At 59.1% G+C, this 17,533-nt stretch carries 10 protein-coding genes; 4 read left to right on the top strand and 6 right to left on the bottom strand.

Translation table 11 applies throughout. The features are described 5' to 3' along the window. Positions 1-209: 209 nt before the first annotated feature. Both EC9_RS18160 and EC9_RS18155 read left to right on the top strand, forming a co-directional pair. Complete coding sequence (locus EC9_RS18160) at positions 210-1,196, top strand: hypothetical protein (RefSeq protein ID WP_246105758.1); 987 nt, start codon at positions 210-212, stop codon at positions 1,194-1,196. Between the two features lie 97 nt (positions 1,197-1,293). Further along, positions 1,294-2,097 (top strand): hypothetical protein, encoded by an 804-nt coding sequence (locus EC9_RS18155; RefSeq protein ID WP_145347418.1) that lies wholly within the window; start codon positions 1,294-1,296, stop codon positions 2,095-2,097. A 46-nt stretch (positions 2,098-2,143) separates the two neighbouring features. On the opposite strand, the gene EC9_RS18150 is transcribed toward EC9_RS18155, so the two are convergent. The 6 genes from EC9_RS18150 to EC9_RS18125 all read right to left on the bottom strand — a co-directional run bounded on the left by EC9_RS18150 (position 2,144) and on the right by EC9_RS18125 (position 7,682). After that, complete coding sequence (locus tag EC9_RS18150) at positions 2,144-2,785, bottom strand: cysteine peptidase family C39 domain-containing protein (RefSeq protein ID WP_218934246.1); 642 nt, start codon at positions 2,783-2,785, stop codon at positions 2,144-2,146. Between the two features lie 59 nt (positions 2,786-2,844). Further along, positions 2,845-3,285 carry a hypothetical protein gene (locus EC9_RS18145; protein WP_145347415.1) on the bottom strand — a complete coding sequence of 147 codons (441 nt, stop codon included), beginning with the start codon at positions 3,283-3,285 and terminating at the stop codon, positions 2,845-2,847. Between the two features lie 12 nt (positions 3,286-3,297). Next, a complete protein-coding gene (locus EC9_RS18140) occupies positions 3,298-3,810 on the bottom strand; it encodes a DUF6931 family protein (protein ID WP_145347412.1) in 513 nt (170 codons plus the stop codon). Positions 3,811-3,868: 58 nt separating this feature from the next. Further along, positions 3,869-4,159 (bottom strand): PAAR domain-containing protein, encoded by a 291-nt coding sequence (locus tag EC9_RS18135; RefSeq protein ID WP_145347410.1) that lies wholly within the window; start codon positions 4,157-4,159, stop codon positions 3,869-3,871. Between the two features lie 52 nt (positions 4,160-4,211). Then, positions 4,212-4,862 carry a hypothetical protein gene (locus tag EC9_RS18130; RefSeq protein ID WP_145347408.1) on the bottom strand — a complete coding sequence of 217 codons (651 nt, stop codon included), beginning with the start codon at positions 4,860-4,862 and terminating at the stop codon, positions 4,212-4,214. A gap of 93 nt (positions 4,863-4,955) precedes the next feature. Then, entirely contained in the window at positions 4,956-7,682 is a 2,727-nt protein-coding gene (locus tag EC9_RS18125; RefSeq protein WP_145347406.1) for a type VI secretion system Vgr family protein, read from the bottom strand. Between the two features lie 429 nt (positions 7,683-8,111). On the opposite strand from EC9_RS18125, the gene EC9_RS18120 reads away from it, so the two are divergent. Together EC9_RS18120 and EC9_RS18115 are read left to right on the top strand one after the other, a co-directional pair. Beyond that, entirely contained in the window at positions 8,112-13,037 is a 4,926-nt protein-coding gene (locus EC9_RS18120) for a hypothetical protein (protein ID WP_145347404.1), read from the top strand. Next, the gene (locus tag EC9_RS18115; RefSeq protein WP_145347402.1) at positions 13,034-17,530 is read left to right on the top strand and encodes a carboxypeptidase-like regulatory domain-containing protein; all 4,497 of its coding nucleotides are present in this window, start codon (positions 13,034-13,036) and stop codon (positions 17,528-17,530) included. Before EC9_RS18120 ends, EC9_RS18115 begins: the two co-directional genes overlap by 4 nt. Positions 17,531-17,533: the final 3 nt, after the last annotated feature.

Below are 17,533 nucleotides of genomic sequence, written 5' to 3'. Positions count from 1 at the left end.
CCGCATCGTATCGCTGTCCAGATCAGCCTTGGCTAGCAAACTGTTCCGATGCAGGTTGCCCGATGGGGATCGGCAAAAAGAAACCAGCTGGCAGCGATAGGGCAAAGTCGCTGGAAATATATGCCGATAAATCCGAATGTGGCGGTTCGCACGCAAGTTGCGAATTTATGTCCCAGGGGTTCTTTGTAGGTAACAGGAAGGAAAATAATATGAACGTGCGCATCCGGCTTGCCCACGTCATGGCGTTTGCTGGCATCTTGGTTGTAACCACAGCCACCGCTCAGCGGCCACGACCGATCGTTCCCGGCACCGGAAAGCTGATCACGGCAGTCGGTGACGACTTCGAGGATCCCAACTGGCGATACGTCCCTCGGAATCCCAAGAGCACCGAGGACATCGACGAAAATCAACGCGGTCCGACGGGGAAATCGGTCAATGGACGCTGGTACGAGGGGATCAAGCGGGGCCATCCCGATATCGTTCGCCGCGTTCCGACTCCCCCGAACGGATTGTCGGGAAGCGAGGGCTCTCTGCTGTTGAAGTCGATGTACACGGGGATTCCTGGACGGGGCAGCAGCGAACCGCACAATCAAGACGACTTTATCTGCAACGTCCAATACCGCTTGAACGGACGTGTGCCGGTCGAGAGTCAACCCAACGTGGTGACACGCGTCTGGCTGCCAAAAGTCAAAGACTGGGAACGCCGAACCGGCCCCCATTTTGGCTTCCGGTTGGCACTCGAGACGACGGCGATCAAGGAGTCCGAAGGGGGATTCTTGATGTTCAAGAGCAAGGGCCCCGAGAACGAGGTCTATTGGCCTGGGATGTTCGTCGAACTGAAGTGCAAAGAGAATACGAAGCAGAACTACGACTACGCCTATTGGCGAATCCGTTCTGATTCCCGCGGGCGAGACTTCCAGGGACCAGCGATCACGTCCACGGGGTGGTGGACGTTGGGGATGTCGTGCACGACTGACGGGATGGTTCACTATTACATTTCAGAAGGTGTCGACGACCTGACCCAAGACGACTACGTCACGTCGCAGTTTCCTTACGGCTACAAGACCGAGCGTCTGCGAAGCTTTTTCTTCAATACGATGAGTCGCGACGACGCTCGAACCTGGAGCACCGGTGTGATCGTCGACGATCCAATGTTGTATTTTGCTAACGAAACGCGAATCGCTTCGCGTCCGTAGGGGAGCGACGCGTGAGCGGCGATTCCATTGCTAGCAAACCCGCTGCCAGCTCTTTCCGCTCTGGCAGCGGTTGCCCGAAGTCGTCACAATATCGTCCATGAAAGAGACGGACTTCCAACGAATGGGGCGGTATGCGTTAGAGCGACGCTGGACGCCCCAACAAATCGCAACCAAGCAACAAGAAATCTTGCGGACGACGCTCGCTTTGTCGTCGACGCTCGATGGTGTGAACTTCACGCGGATGGCAGCTGCCGATCTGCGACGGATGTGCATGCTCTACGACGACCACTTCTTTGAAGGTCGTTTGTTGTGGTTGGCTCGCCGCGAGGGGATCGATTTTAATCTCTCCAGCCGGATGACGCGGGCGGCTGGCAAAACAGTCACCACCTACGATTCGAGAGTCCGCGATCCGCAGGTTCCCGGCGGTAGGAAGCGTACGTTTGAGGTGATCCTTTCGACGACGCTGTTGTTCCAAACGTTTCACGATCTCGATCGGCAAGTGATCGTCAGCGGATGTGTTTGCAACAACCGCCTGCAAGCCGCTCAGCGCGTCTGCGAACACGAACTTGTTCACTTGGTCGAGATGCTCTGCTTCAACGACAGCAATTGTGCCAAGCGGCAATTCCACGGGATCACCCGTCGGTTTTTTGGCCACACCGATTACCAACACCAATTGATCACCCAAGACGAACGCGCCGCCAAACGCTTTCAGGTCAGTGTCGGCAGCCCCGTCGAATTCCAATACGAAGGAAAAGTGTTGCGGGGCAAAGTGAATCGAATCACGCGACGCGCGACCGTCTTGGTCCCCGATGGCAAAGGGCAGATGTTCGACGATGGGCAGCGTTACAAACGGTTTTATGTTCCGTTGGAGCGATTGAAACCGTTGGCGCGGGCGTCGTAGCCGCGTTGTTCGCAAATCGGGATCGACACGCCGAATCCCCAAAATTCTAACGCGGTGAAAACGACGCATCGCACCCGAGGCAGAAGAACCGTCGCCAGAGGCCGTCGGAATTCCAGACGCTCGGATCGAACAGGCGGCTAGGCGTCAGAGCGATCGGCGCGGCGCAGCGTGGACACGTTGTGATGTCTTCCGAAGCTTCTGCGGTTCGGTCCGTCGTGGGGTTACCGATGGCGATCAACACATGTCCCGCCGTCTCTCGATTGGGCTGCCAGAGTTTCAAGAAGCTTTGTCGGTCGATCTGTTTGTTTTTCCCCAGAAAGGGATCGTCGACTGTGATCGTTGCGTCGTCGATCGCGGCCAATAATGTGAAATGTCCTTCGTCGGGGGCGCGGTAGGCGCGATGGTTCAGGACGACAGTTATGTCGGCGTCGTGGCAGATTTGAATCGCCTGCCACGCTCGTTCGGGTTGGCACTGCAAAACCGCGGCATCCAGCTGACACGTGCGGGCCAAGGCGGCGATCAGGTACGATCGCGCGGCGCGAGTGCCAAACGGATCGTCTCGGGTGACGGCGGGCCAGATCGCATCGACCGATCGCTCGATCCCAAACCGGCGGAGCGCAGCGACCAGCGAAATCGGGCCGCAAGACCGCGGTTGAGCGTTTTCCGTGAAGGCTGCTGCGCTATTCAAAGGTAATCCTGGAGAGTTGGCGGCAGGCGACGTTGCGGATTGAGTGACGGTCGCCATGATTAGGAGATCGACCAATCTTGCCAAGCCGCTCCGGGACCGTCGTCGAGTGCTGGATCGGGAGCTGGCGGAACGTAGCGGTCGCGCATTTCATCGGCGAATTGCAACGACAGACCGCTCGGCAGCGCGCCGGCAAGCGGAACCAAATTCTTGCGAATCTCAGCGGCCGGCGGCGCGTTCGCGAGATTCTCTTTGGCCTTTGTGATGTTCTGGCGGGCCTGTTCCATTTGCGTATCCATATGAGCAATCTGATTTTCAAACGCATCGATCGCTTCGGGATAGGCGGTTCGCATTTTGCCAACCAGCGGCTGGGCGACCTCCATCAAACGGTTCATCACCTTTTTGACTTGCGACGGTGGCAAGGCGTCGATCCCGATGCGCATCTGGCTCTGAATGTTATCCAGATCGTCCCACAGGCCTTCAACATTGTCTGGCGTTTTCATCGTCGGGTTCCGTTAAACAAGTTGCGGTGTTGGTTGCGTTGGCTCGGCCGTCGGCATGGGACGAGTGATCGCCTGACGCGCCAGTTGCAAGAGATTTTGGGCTGCGGTCGCTCGTTCGACCGGCGGGCTGACAGCCAGCAGATTGTGGGTGAAGCCTTTGGTGTAGGGGCCTGAAACGTTGGGCGTTGGCACCTCGGTTCCCGCGTCGTCGATCTTCAGCTGGCCGCCACTGAATTGCACAGCTTGCAACAGCAACTTGCACAGCCCAACGGTATCGGACTTGGATTGCTGCGCCGCGGCGCGGCGCAGGTCGTCGCTTGGTTGGAAGACCCAACGCGCGGCGATCGCTAGCGCGGCGTCTTCGACAGGCGGAGGCGTGGGACGCCAGATCGACCAGGCCGACAGGCATCCCCACCAAATCAGGCGGTTGGCTGGGGCGTGCTGGCACATCGCGTCGATCCCTTCGTTGGGCGTCCGCGCTTCGATTTGGGCCGCCAAAAATTTGTCTAACTGATCGAGGTTCATGATAAAATGCTTTGGATAGAACACGGTTCGCGGATCGAGCCGGCGGGTTCAAATGATTTCAACCGCCGATCATGACGGTCGGGCAGCCCAAGGTGATCGTGCCGCCATGCGCGGTCGTGTCGCCCAGCCGCGCCGCCGGTTTACCGCCGACCATCACGGTGCCGCTTCCCATCACAATCGAATCGGGAGGTCCGACACAAACACAGATGTCGCCGACGACCGATGCGGGCATGCCGCCGATCAGGACCGTTGGGGCTCCGGGGCCGGAGATCGGGCCGCCGACGTGGGGCACAAGTCCGGTGACCATGGGGCAGACATGGAGGTCGGTAACGCGGGCGGCAGGAGGCATCGTTGGTCTTTCGTATTGAAGGTTGGAATCAAAGGTGTCGAGGAGATTGGGACTAATTGATCATGACGATCGCACCCTTGACGGTCATCGTTCCCGATGCGCTGACTTCGGTCGACGCGGTACCCTTGACCGTCATCGTTCCCGAGGAACTGACTTCGGTCGATGCGGTACCCTTGATCGTGGCGTCGGCGCTGGCGGAGACCGAAACGCTTGGCGCTTTCATTTCGGCCGATGCGGTCCCTTCCACGGTGACTTCGATACCTTCGATCGTGATCCCGGTAGCGCTGATCGTTATTTTGTTGGTTCCGACCGAAAGCGTGATCGAATCGGCGCCGACCTCGATCTTGGGAGAACCGTCGATCTGACCGTTTTCAAGCACGATGCTGCCGCCGTTGCCTTCGAGGTCGACCTGCTGCATGCAGGGTGCGGTGCCGGCCCGCAAGCCGATGTTTCCGGTGTTGCCCGAGTCGACGACTATGCCGTCGGAAAGGACATCGATCCGACACTGATCGACTTGCGAAGTCACTCGCCCGTTGGCTTGAAGGCTGACGTTGCCGTCGTCATTGGGCCCTTCGGCGGTCAGGCTGACCCGCCCCATCAAGGGATCCGCGGGATTGGTCGGCGTGCTTTTGACCTGGGCTCGCACCGAAAAATCGGCGCATGTCGTGGCGTGTTCGCCCATCAGATGAATTGCGTTATCCAACGTTAACCCTTTGTGTTTTGTAGCGTGTTTTGAATCAGAAGCTTCTGAAGGTTCGCTATCGCTCGAATGTTGTTAGGTTGCAGCGGCACCCGATCATTCTGCACCATCGGATTCACCGCCATCGGACTTGTCGTCCTCGTCCTCGTCCTCGTCATCGGAAAGAACCCTCGACAATTTTCGTTCGCTGACTGCAACGGAAGAGACGGCGTTTTCGACTTCACCCCCCGCGGCCTCGGTGCTCTCGGGCGCCGACGAATCGGTAGACTCGAGAACCCGTTCGGAGCGTTGCAGAGCCGCCTCGCTATCGTCGACGGTATCCTCCACCGCAGCGGCTGCATCGTCGACCTTCGCCTCGGTCGATTCGATAAAGACCAAGATCCCCTGCAAGCGTGGCAGGATGTTAAACGTCCAGATCTCGCTGAACTTGACGAACCCTTGCCAGTGACTTCCCTGGTGGGAGACGGCTGCTTTGGTTAACAACATCACCAACAGGTCCATGATCAACAGTAGGGCCACCGCAATTTCGCACGCTGTCGTTGCGGGAGCGTCGACGGGCGTTTCATTGCCTTTGGAAAACCTCGCTGCGGGTTCCTTCGGAGTCGGTAGCATCTTGGTGATTTTGTAGCCGCGATGGGATTCGACAGCCGTACCGTAGTGCAGATTGCTTTTGCCACCAAACGTCGTCAGCCCCTGTCCTCCAGCGCCAAAAAGCAGGGGAAGCAAAGGGTTGAGGAGCATGCCTGCGGTGGGAGCACGCTCGCCAATCTTGTCGGTCAGGAACTCGAAGAAATCCATCGGGTCGCAGACCATCGAAATGTTGCACCCATATTTACTTGCGTACGATCCGCCAAAGGTCTTCGAAAACGAATCGCCCACGGTAAAGTCGATCTCGCCCTTATCGTCGGCCAAGAAAATGCTCTTGAGCATCTCGGTAGCGCTGAAGCCCGACTCCGACTCTTCCCCTGGATCCTTGAATATTGCGTCGGTGCCGTCGTCGTCGCCACTCATGTTGTTGCCGCCGCCGCCGCTGCCGCCGATCGCGTCGAACAACCAATGGTGTCCTTTGAATTGGATCTCTTTACCCGCCGACCACTTCACTTCCGTCGTCTCGCTGCTGATGCTGTGGTAGGTCTCCGAATGCAGTTCCAAATATTCGGCTCCCTGTTTGTCATGGAACACGACTGTGCTTGTGTTGTTGACCGGATTCCCCTTGTGCGTGCAGGAGTGAATGCCGCAGGAGAGTTTCAGCGAGGGGAGCGTCAACGGCGGCATGTTCGTCGCGTTGTACGTGCTGCCGACGATGAGCGGCCGATCGGGATCGCCATGTTCAAAAGCGACGATCACTTCATGGCCCACCCGCGGCCAGAAGAATGCACCCCAACGCGGTCCAGCCCAGAACTGGCCGACACGCACCCAACAACTAGGAGCATCTGTTCCAGTTTGCCACGGAAAGACAACCTTCACACGGCCATATTTGTCGACGCAAACCTGATCGTCTTTTTGCGAATTGTCAGCGACAACCGTCGCCGGAACCACACCGTCGATCCTCGGTTTAGCGGTCTTCAGCGCCGGACGGTAGGGAACCGCAACCGAACTGCAGCGGAAGCGATTCTTGTAGGTCAATTCGGCACTGTGGGGACCACTGTGTTGTCCCGTCGCCAACCGCACCAGATGTTCGACTTGAGTCAAGTAATACTCGGTCGAATCGGGAACTCGATCGCGTACTAGTTGAAACTTCTTGCCCGGGCTCATCGTCGCGATATCGCCCGCGCCGCGGAATCGATCGACCTGGTAGTGCAGTCGCGCCGCACGAATCTTGGCATCCGATTCGGCCCACGGGTTCAGATCCTTTAATTGATCGCGGTCGTCGCCAGATGGAGTGATGTTGTCGACCCGAGAGGCGATGCCCGATGGATAACACATCCAAGTGCTCGCGTCCGACGCCGTCGCGCCGTCGATCGTATGAGAGCTGTCGGCCAGCGAACTGGGACGTTGGAAGTGTCGGTCCAACGAACGGCTTGTCTCGGGAACCAACTGACGCGTGGCGACCCAACGCCGCACCCGCATCGAATCGCGAACACCTCCACCGACGTTGTCGAATCGGTAGATGGGAGTGGCCGGGGCCGACGTGTCCGATGATGCTTCGCTCGCGGAATCGCCAGAGGAGGATGGCGGCGGCGAATTGGCTGCGTCGATGCTGTCGGTGATCACCAGGCGTTCGGTACGCTCTTTGGGATCGACAGCTTGACCTTTGTATTGGTGTTCGAAGAAGTAGAACAGGCCGTCCGCTTCGAGCAAGCGGCTGACGAAAGCAAAATCGCTTTCGCCGTACTGCACGCAGTAATTGTGCAGCTTGGTATCGTTCGCCAATCGCCACTGAACGTTCATGCTGCCCAGGACCGTGCTGACGATTGTGCGAGTCGTCTGTTGGCTGAACATTCGGAAGCGACGGTTGAGTCCCAGTTGCCACAGTCGCGGACGAAGGATCGCTGTGAAGTAGCGGTCGCGATCGTCGCTGTGGTCGTAGGAGACGTGCGACAGGATCCCGCAGAAGTCGCGCGTTGCGGGGGCACCGTCGGCGGCGACGACCGACAACCAGTGAGGATCGGGCAACTGGAAACTGGCCATCGCAGCCAGTCCGGTGAATTGGTCTAACGTCACCGGGTCGTGGCGATGCGTACGCAGTTTCAGCCGGAAACTGTAGAGCCCACTGATCCGCTCGCGACCGCGAATTTCGGTCAAGCGAAATCGGTCCACTCCGAGGCTAGAGTGCAGATGGATGCGAGTCTGCACTGGAGTGAGCGGCGAATCGAAGGGCATTGCTGGGCTACCTGAGATCGAATTGTTGTGCTCGATCGGCAATCCCTGCCACAAACATCCAGCCTCTCCTTAGGCCGAAGTGGACAGTGTCGATACATTGCCCGATGGGTCGCATCGGCGGCGAGGGCTTGCGATGGTCAGCTGATTCTCATCGTTGTGTGCGGATTTTGACTCGACCGTTCCTGCTGCGCGAAGCTTGCCGGTTGTGCGGCGCGCGGCGGTTGGGAAAAGCTGCCGAATCAGGCAAGAATTTTTTATGGCACGTTTTTCGAGGTTATGTTTGTGCGGCATCGTATGGCCAGTGGGCAATGAAACGTGGCCGCACGATGCGCGAACAGGTTTTGCGACGGAGTCGGGCTGCACGACTGTTTGCGATCCCACCGATACGTCTCGCCTGTCTTTCCAACTTAAATACTCTTGGGGCCTTGTATGTCGTCTAGCGCCGAAGGATCATCCGATGCGCCGTTGTTGCCACCAACCCGACGCACGGCTCCGATCGATCCGATCGCATCATGGCACTCCAGTCGCAGCGGTCGCCGCGGCTGGCAATGGTCCAGTCGTTGGAATCTGTTGATCGGCGGTGTCTTCGCCGCCACCGCGCTGACCGCGGTGCTGACCTGGGCGACCACTAGTATCGGTCGGGCGCCACAGGTCTGCGTGATGTTGGCCAGCACCGATTATCACGCCAATCTCGATCTGCCTCCCAATGCGATGGGAGACCGTGCGATCGGGCGGCTCTCCGCCTGGGTGACCGGAGGCGATGTTGGGCTCCGCCGCGATATCCAACTGGCTCGGCCGCCGTTGGAACTTTCCAATCGCAGCGCCTTCGATCGAATCAGCACCGATCGCGATGCCGCTATTTCGCTGATCTATCTGTCGGCTCACGGGATCCATACGCCGCAGGGGCCTGCGCTGTTGGCCGCCGACGCTCAATCGAGCGCTGACGCCTATCCGGTGAAAGACTTGCTGGATCAGATTGCGAAGTTTCCCAAGAACCAAAAGAAAGTGCTGCTGTTGGACTGCGTTCACTTTCAATCGCACGAGTCGCTGGGGATCTTGTTGAACGATTTCGCTCGCCAGATCCGCGACCTCGATTCTGTGATCCAAGCGATTCCCAATCTGGTTGTCGTGATGTCCAGCGATACGAATCAACAATCTTGGATCAATCCCGCCGCCGGGATAACAAACTGGGGCGACGCTCTGGTCGATGCGCTGAACGGTTTGGCGAAAGATCTCGATCGCGATGGTTGGATCGATCTGCTGGAAGTTCATCGTTGCGCCGCCGATCGAGCGACCGCCTGGTCCGCCAAAGTCTGCCAACAACCGCAGCACCCCGTTTTGCTACCGCTGGGGAAAGAGGGAGAGAACCGCACGCGCAACCTCGGTCTGTTCCCCGACAAGACGCCGGCGATCGACATCCCCGCGTTTGTCTCACCAACCAACAACGATCGGATCGATAAGTGGTGGTCTCGGTACGATCAATTGGTCAAGCAACAACTGCATCCGGCTGCCAAATCGCCCGCGACGTGGCGGCGGTTCGAACGCACGCTGTTACGCTACGAGCACTTCGAACGCGCGGGGTGTAGCAGTGCGGCTGGAATGCTGAACGAACATCTTGCGGATCTCGCCAAAACGTTGCAAAAACCAACGCGGTTCGATTCGATCGCCTGTCGTGCGGGAGTGTTATCGCCCGAGATGGTCGGTTTCGAAGTCACGTCCGAGCGGCAACAGAACGCTGATCAATTGGCCGCGGTGTTGTCGGGAATGTCGCTCGACGACGCGACCGACCATTGGTTGAGCGTCGCTGCGGCGCAGCCCAGTGCGGCGGACGTCGCCTTCTTGCGACGGACTGTTATCCAACGCTTGTCCGAACAAACCGTCGCCGCCTTCCGTGCGGAAGTTTCGGTCGATCGCAAGCGCTTGCAATCTGCATCGGCTCTGGTCGCTGCGGTCACCGATCCGCTGCAACCGATTCCTCAACTGGGACGCGTGCTGCAGTTTCTCGCTCGCGATCTGCCGTCCGAACCGCTTGGATCGAGCGACGCGACGCGGATTGCAAGGTTTCTGGAGTTGAGCACCCGCTGTGATCGCGTCGCCAGCGACAGCTTGTGGTGGTCGCCCGAATTGGTCCCCTGGGTCGAAGCGGAGATTGCGTCGAGCGATCAACAGCGGCGATTTGCAGGAGATCTGTTGGTTGGCGAACAGGAATCGCGGCAACGCGCCCAGCGATCTTTGGACGCCGCCGAAAAGGGATACGCACGCGTCGATCAAATCGGTCGCGTGGTCAACTCAGCTCAATCGATAGCCCATCGGGGCAGTCAACAACTGGCGCGGCTGTGCGAACTGATCGCCAGTATCGACAGCGACAACAGTCGCGATCTCCGCGACGTCGCCTCGCTGTATCAAACTGTCGATCAAATCGATGCGATTCTCAAAAAAGAGGTTCCGGCGAACGCGACGCAGCGGACCGCAATGTTGTCGAAACTGCAAGCGTTGACTCAACAGTATCACGACCAATTTGATACGCTTGGCAAACGGATCAACGCTTGGCAAACCAACGTTTTGTCGCAACCTGCGCAATCGATGCCCCCGATGCTCGCGGCGCTGGACGTCGTGGGGAGCGACGCCGCCACGCGGCGGTCTGCGTGGGAGAGTTTGTGCCGCTTGTCGGCCGGCGCCGATGCGACGATGAACACGCCGGTCGCGGAGGATCTTTCGATCTCACTGGCTTCGATCCAGTCCGCCGCGGCGCGTCGAGGCCACTTGGCTCTCTGCGGTTGGTCGGCGGAAATGTTCAATACGTTGGTCGCCGGGGAATCCGAGTCGTGGGCGGAAGTGGATCATCGATTGCAAGTCTTTGCGACCGATTCGAAGTGGTGGGATGCGTTGGCGATCGCCGGATACCAAATCGGGATCCGCGAAACCGAAGCCCTGCGTCTGATCACGACGCCGATCAAACGCCAAACCGCCGACGAACAGGAACAACTGCACCGCCGGTTGGCGTTGTTAGATCGGATGGCCGCGGTCGCACCGTTCGACAGTCGCCAGTTCGTCACGGTGCAGCGGAAGAATCTCTTCGCAAACTTCTTAGTTTGGCAGACGAACCGCTTTGTCGCCGACGGATATTGGTCGCTGCGTGCCGAGGGCCCTGCCTATTTCGCGCGAGTCGCCGAATTATTGGCGGGTGATATCGCTTCGCTCAGCCCACGTGTGACGGTGCCAAGCTCACCTCTAGTGAACAATCCGCAATCCGCAGTCTCGATTCATCTGCCCAGCGAACTTATCTGGACAACGCAGCGACAGGATCAATTCACCGCGGACGTACGTACGATGAAACGCGGCGCCGAAGGCTTTGTCGCGATCTGGGTCGAAGCCGAGGGATGCTTGAAAGCGACGCAACCGACCGCCGGACAACGGGTTTGTCGACCGCTGATCCAGTCGACCAGGTCGACTGGCGCGGGGAAGACTGCCGCGTCGGACAGCTTGATCGTCCATCTGGAACGCGTGCAAGGTTCGAAAGAGCCCGGCGCCAAGGTTCAGGTTCACGGTTACTTCCGAGGCCGACAGCTGACGGAAACTCTCGACGCCACGATCGCGTCGACTCCCGACGTCCATGTCGTGCAAAATCCGAAGCCTCTCGGCGGGCGAATTGCAATCCGGTCGGCGACGCACGCCGATCATACATCGGCTGGCGCGATATCGCTGGTGTTGGATTGCTCGGGCAGCATGGGAGCGGCTCGCGGCGAAGCGTTTGGTCCCAACACGAAATACGCGCACGCCGTCACCGCGATCGAAACGCTATTGGATGATCTGCCAAGCGGAATCAAGTTGAGCGTTTGGACTTTCGGAGCCGCGATGGGATCAGCCAAAACGGTCACCCCGGCCGAACGTTCGATTCAACGGATTCAAGCACCCGTCGTTTGGAACCCGCACGATCGTTCGCTGCGACAGAACCTTATCGACGCGATCAGTTATCCGCACGTGGAACCTTGGAACGAATCGCCGTTGCTGGCTGCGATGCTCGCCGCATCGAATGACCTTCGCGATCTCCAAGGGGTTCGCAGTTTGGTTGTGGTGACCGATGGAGCCGACAACCGGATCGCAAACGATGCGGTTGCCAACCCCTTGAAACTGACTCCCGAACAATGGATTCGCAAGCAGTTTAACGGGACCGGAATCACAGTCAACGTGATCGGTTTCCGCGTCGACGACGCGGAAAAAACGGCGACCGAGAAACAACTGGCGACCGTCGAACAACTGCTTCCTGCCGGACGCTTTGTGACCGCCGATCAAGCCTCCGAACTCGCCGCTGCGATGGCGAAGATGTTGACCGTCGAAGAACCGATTGCGATTCGACGCGCCGTCGCAGAGCCTTCGGCCGACAAGGGACCGTTGGCTACGGTACCGATCAGCCCCGAACATGCAGCTGCCAGCTGGACACCTCAGTTGGACGCGGGTCTATACACCGCGTCGACGGATGGTTCTTCCAGCGGATCGATGATCGATCTGACCGACGGTGACCAATTGGTGTTGGACCGAACCGCCAGCGGAACGCTTCACCTGTGGCCGACGATCGACAAACAATTTCACGGTTCACCGCAGCGGCAGAGCGGTCGCTGGACGATCGCGCTGTCACCGCAACCGATCTCCGCGACGGGAATCGCCGCGCGTCGATTGATGCTGTGGGCTCCATCGTCCGACGGCAAGTTGGCGATTCAACGGCCCCGCGAACTCTGGATCGAAGCCCGGCACGGCGAGCAAAAGCTGCCGATTCGCTGGCAACAAAACCACGATCTCTCCTGCGACAGCTATGACATCACGGTGCAAGCCGCCGGCGCTGGCAAGCCGCAGTTCCAGGTATGGACCAGCGACCACAACGCAAATTCGGTCGGGACGTTGGTGCGAAACAAAGACTTCTGGCATCTGGAAGACTTGGCTCCGGCAAGTTGGCAGTTGAGCGAAGGGGAAGTCCGACTGAAATCGGCAACGATCGAAACGCACAATGTCGCTGACCGCAGCGGTGCACTTCGCCCGCAACCCTGTTTGGTGCTGCGTGGCAGCGGGCCGCGTCGCCTGGCCTTCCGAGTGCGAACCAGCGGTCTCGCGTTCGAAGGACAAGACGAACAGTGCTTTACCGAGTTGGGTCAATTTACACTGCGACAGTGGCCGGTCACCAGCGACGATGTCCAGCGGACTCTGCAATCGATCGAATTGATTCTTATCGATCGCGTGAACAGCAACGCCGAACGGGCCGGCGGCAAGGTGATCTTTGACGACAAACCAACGCCCGACAGCGTCACGCAACATCCATCGCCCGACGCCGCCCGCGTCGCGTTTTCTGGAGTGGACCGATGAGCGAAACGTCACCCACAGCAAGCGACCCCACATCGACCGAAGATACGGCGACCGGTGCGCGTTGGCGAAACGGGATGCCGCACGCGGGGCCGTCTCGCTATCGCAAGCTGGCCATCGGTAGCTGTCTGTTGGCGACGCTAGCTGGCACGATACTGGCGTTTGCCGCGCTGCCGTCGGCGAATCATCGCACCGTCCTGGTCTCGGTGTATCTGCAACCTGGCGAAGAAGCCTTAGGCGTCGATGCGCCACATCCGCCATTGGCCGCTCCTTTTTTGGGGCTGGTCCCCGCGAATACCCAGCCGCAGCTTGTCACTCCTGCGGCGGAATCCACTGCCAAGTCGGATACTGCAAAATCAAAATCGAAAACGACGAACTCGCCTGCGGAATCGAAGCCCGCTGCGAAGCCGGATGCTGCTGCGACGGCGACGTCTGACTCGGCGGCGAAAAATGCCAACGCGGCTTCTGCAAAGGGCGCAGCTGAAGTCGAAACGAGCTCCACGCCGTCCGCAACGTCGTGGCACGACGCACTCCTTAAAACCACTTCGCGACAACAGATCGTGTTGCACGTCAGCACGATGGCTCGCATCGATCAGGGGCAGGTTTACTTCTATGGCTACGATCCGACCAGTCGTCGCAAGACGGCGATTTCGCTGGCCGATCTTCTTGGTCAACTGAACAAAGCCCCCGCGGAAAACAAGCTGCTGGTCTTGGAGGTGCATTGGCCGACCGTCGCCGATGATGGCGATTCGGCGGAGCGGTTGAAGCAGTTGAATGTTGCGATCAAAGAACAATATAAGCTGAACGAGTTATCCAAAATCGATCTGCTGTTGTCCGCTTCGGACCAAGGGCCGGCTCGCGGGATGCGAGCGACGCCGCAGAGCTTGATGTGTTATTGGCTGACTCAAGGGCTGTGCGATGCAGCGGCTGACCGCGACCACGACGGCCGGGTCTCGTTGAAAGAAGCTATAACCTGGTCGGGGCCGCGGATCGAAGAGGTCTCGGGGCAGATCGGGCCCGAACAGCGGATCCAATGGATTCGCGGCGGCGCCGAAATCTTCTTCGGTCCCATCGAACAACCAGCGACGGCAGCGAAACGAAGCTATCCAACGGCGCTTGTCGCCGGATGGCGGCAACGCGAAATCTACCTCGCCGACACACAGATCCCTTGGCTCCCCAAGACCGCTCGCGGTTGGGCGGAAGGGCTCAGCCGGATCGAATCGGGGTGGCGTCGCGGCGATACCGATGCCACTGTGGAAGCGGAGGTCGCTCAATTGGAAGCAACATGTTTAGCGGCGATCGATGCCGAGCTGGCTCGTTGGGCCCAGCAGCGTCCCGATTCGCTGCGGATGGCCGCGGCGCGGATGATCCGCGACCAAGATGGCATCGACGTCGACGAACTCGCGAAACAGTTGTTGGCCGCGCAACAAGAGATCTTGGCCAAGTCGGCTCCGGGGGATCGCCCCGCATTGATCGGCAAGGCGGTTGCCAAATACGTAAGTGCGTTTTCGGAAGACCAAGCCACGTTGTCGCTCGCAGCGCTGATCCGGCAATTCGATCGCAGCGTACGCGTCGATCGCGAATCGTTGGAATTGATCGTCGCGGTTCGGAAGTCTTGGAAGAACCCGCCGACCTTTCCGATCACGCAAGCGATCGACAGGTTGTTGGCGTCCAATGCATCCGATCAACGGATCGCTGAAGCCGTGCGTTTGTTCCGCATCCACGGTCGGTTGGGTTCGGATCCATCGGCGATCGCGATCTTGAGTCCTCGAATCGACAAAGCGACCGAACAGTTTGTGTTGGCCCAACGGTTGGCTTGGAATCCAGGCATGACATCCGAAGTCGAAGTCACTCGCCAATTGGAGACGTCGTTGGTGGAATCATCCGCTGCGCTGGCGGCCGAGGAATCGGTGAGTTTGGCGATCCGGCGATTGAAGGTTGCAAGCCAGACGATCGCAACCGACGCGGCAGTCGGAATTCACTGGGATCACGATCGCGACTATCTAATCGCACAACGTCGCGCGGCAGATTTGATCGCCGCGATCAGCAAGATCCGGCTCGGAACCGCCACCAACGCTGGGATCTTGACGGGCGAGTTGGCGCTGCTGCGTCAGGCTTCCGAAGCGTTGGAGCTTCAGTTGCAACAGATGATTCAAAATCACAGCGAGCAGATTTCCAGCAGCGAAGGGGCGACGGCGGGTTTGATTTCGGCCACGGTTCCCGCCGCTGTCCGCGCTCAAATTCTCAGCAATCCGACCGAACTAACGCTCGATTCGGGCGAGAAGCTCGTTTCGAATTCCATGCTGTCCGGCGCGATGACGGGACAGCAGATGGATGCCGCCGAACCGGCTGTCTGTTTGCAAAACTTGACTCAACAAGCCAACGCGATCGCCCAAGTCGCGGCCGTTCGATACCGCAATTGGTTGAACGACTATGTGGCACAAACGGCCACGATCGATGCGATCCCGATCTATCGAAAGATCGCCCAACAGCATTCGATCGCTCCCAGCGATGCGATGCTCCCCATTGCAGTACGCGGTGACTTGAACGCATTGAATTGGGACACGCCCAACGCAAAGATCAACCTGCACTACCAAGTCGACTTGATGGACGCGGTCCCGGTCGAATTCGAGTTTCTGGCATCGTCGGCCAACTGCATCGATGTGCAGCCGCGACGTGGGACGTTGAAGCCGGACCAAGCCAGCGAGATGCGGTTGGCGTTGACAGCCGCGGCCAGCGGATCGACGGAGTCGTTTGTCCGAGGGATCTGGTTGCGTTTGAAGCGAGGCGACCAATCCGAATTGATACCCTTGGGGATGCCACAACAACCAACACGTCCCGCCGTCGAGATCGACTTTGGCAGCACTGCGGTCGCCATCGGACGTGAGGTGACGCTACCGATGTGGCCCGACAGCGAACCTCAACCGCTCGACTGGAACCTGACGTGCAACGATCCAACGATCGCTGCGGTGATTGTTTCGGTCAGCTCCGACAGTCTAGGGACGCTGACCACGCCACCGATCGCATGTCGAACGGGAACCGCCGCGCCGGTTCGCTTTCCAGCTCCCAAGCCACAGCCGGCGAATGCCAATGCAAAAGCAAGCGCAGAAAGACAGACCGATGCCGATCCGACACTGATCGTAACGGTTAGCGAAGCGAGCAAGGGGAAGCCTTTGGGACGATGGCATGTCGCCGCCGAGGTCCTCGATCCGCGAGAGGTGTTCGAACTGGGAAACGCAGAATTTGTCGTGCACCCCAACGGTAACAACGAACTTTCATTGCAGGTGCAGCGATCGGAAGTCCGACTGAAGTCGGGCGAATCGACCGCACCACAAGTTAACTTTCGGCTCGATTTGGATCCGGCATCGATCGCGCCGTTGATCGATTTTGGTGTCAGCCGGCTACAAGTTCAATCGTCCGACGGTGAAGATCGAAGCCCGTTGTTCGCCAAAAATTTGCGATTCGTAGAGGGAAGTGCGCCACACGTGCAGATCCCCGTCAGCGTTAACGGAGATCCTGGCTATTTCGTCTTGTCGGGGCGATTCCCGCGTCAGGCGAGCCGCGTCAGGCTCGATTGGCAACAGGCACCTTCGCTTGAGATAACCGCTGCGGCATCGAGCGTTCCCGGCACGCCGTTGTCTGCGGTCGTGAAAGCTCGCCGTCTGGACGACCGCGACCGATTGATGGTGCAGGTGTTGGCGGGGGATGCTCGGAACGAAGAGCTCTTGTGGCAGTCGATGCTGCCGACATCGCGAGCTATCGAAACCAACTTCGCATCGGGTGGCAAAGACGCGACGCTGCAAGTGGTCGCGAAGCGAGCCGATTGGGAACTCGCCATCCCGACTCATTTCGGTACCGGCGAGCATCGATTGCGGGTGGCGACGGTCGACACGATCGGAAATCAAGGCGTTGTTGGCGAGCACCGGTTCCTGTTGGACGATGCGGTTCCCGACGAGGTCTACGCGCGCGGTGAATCGATAGCCGACAAGACGACGGTGCGGATTCAGATGCAACCCAATCCCAGCGGCGTGGCGAGCGTGAGCGTCGTCCCCGTCTCGGCGACGACCGACGCAAAAGTCAAACCGATGCAGGCGCAGAGAAGCGATTCGGGCGATGACGCTTGGCAGCTCGACTGGCCCAAAGCTTTGCCGGTTCCCGAGCAGCTGGAGCTGACGATTCTGACCGAAGCGGGGCGAACGGATGAGTGCGTTGTCGCGTTGCCGGTGCAAGTGATTCAGCCGATCGGCCGAATCGCGGGGCGTGTTCTCGAAGGATCGATCGCTCAGCCAGGCTTGACTGTCTCGCTGACCGATGCCAAGGGAAAGCCGGTGGCGAAGATCGAGACCGCCGACGATGGCAGCTACGCCTTCAGCGTTCCGCCGGGAAAGTACAACTTGGCGGTTAAAAAGCCAGCGACGCAGCGGAGCGCAAAAGCGGAGGTCGACGCGCGACTGCAAACGACGACAACAACCGACCTCTCGTTGTTACGTTCTTAATCG

It is taken from the genome of Rosistilla ulvae (assembly GCF_007741475.1).
Taxonomy (GTDB): domain Bacteria; phylum Planctomycetota; class Planctomycetia; order Pirellulales; family Pirellulaceae; genus Rosistilla; species Rosistilla ulvae.
This window is presented reverse-complemented; position numbering and strand designations above follow the sequence as displayed.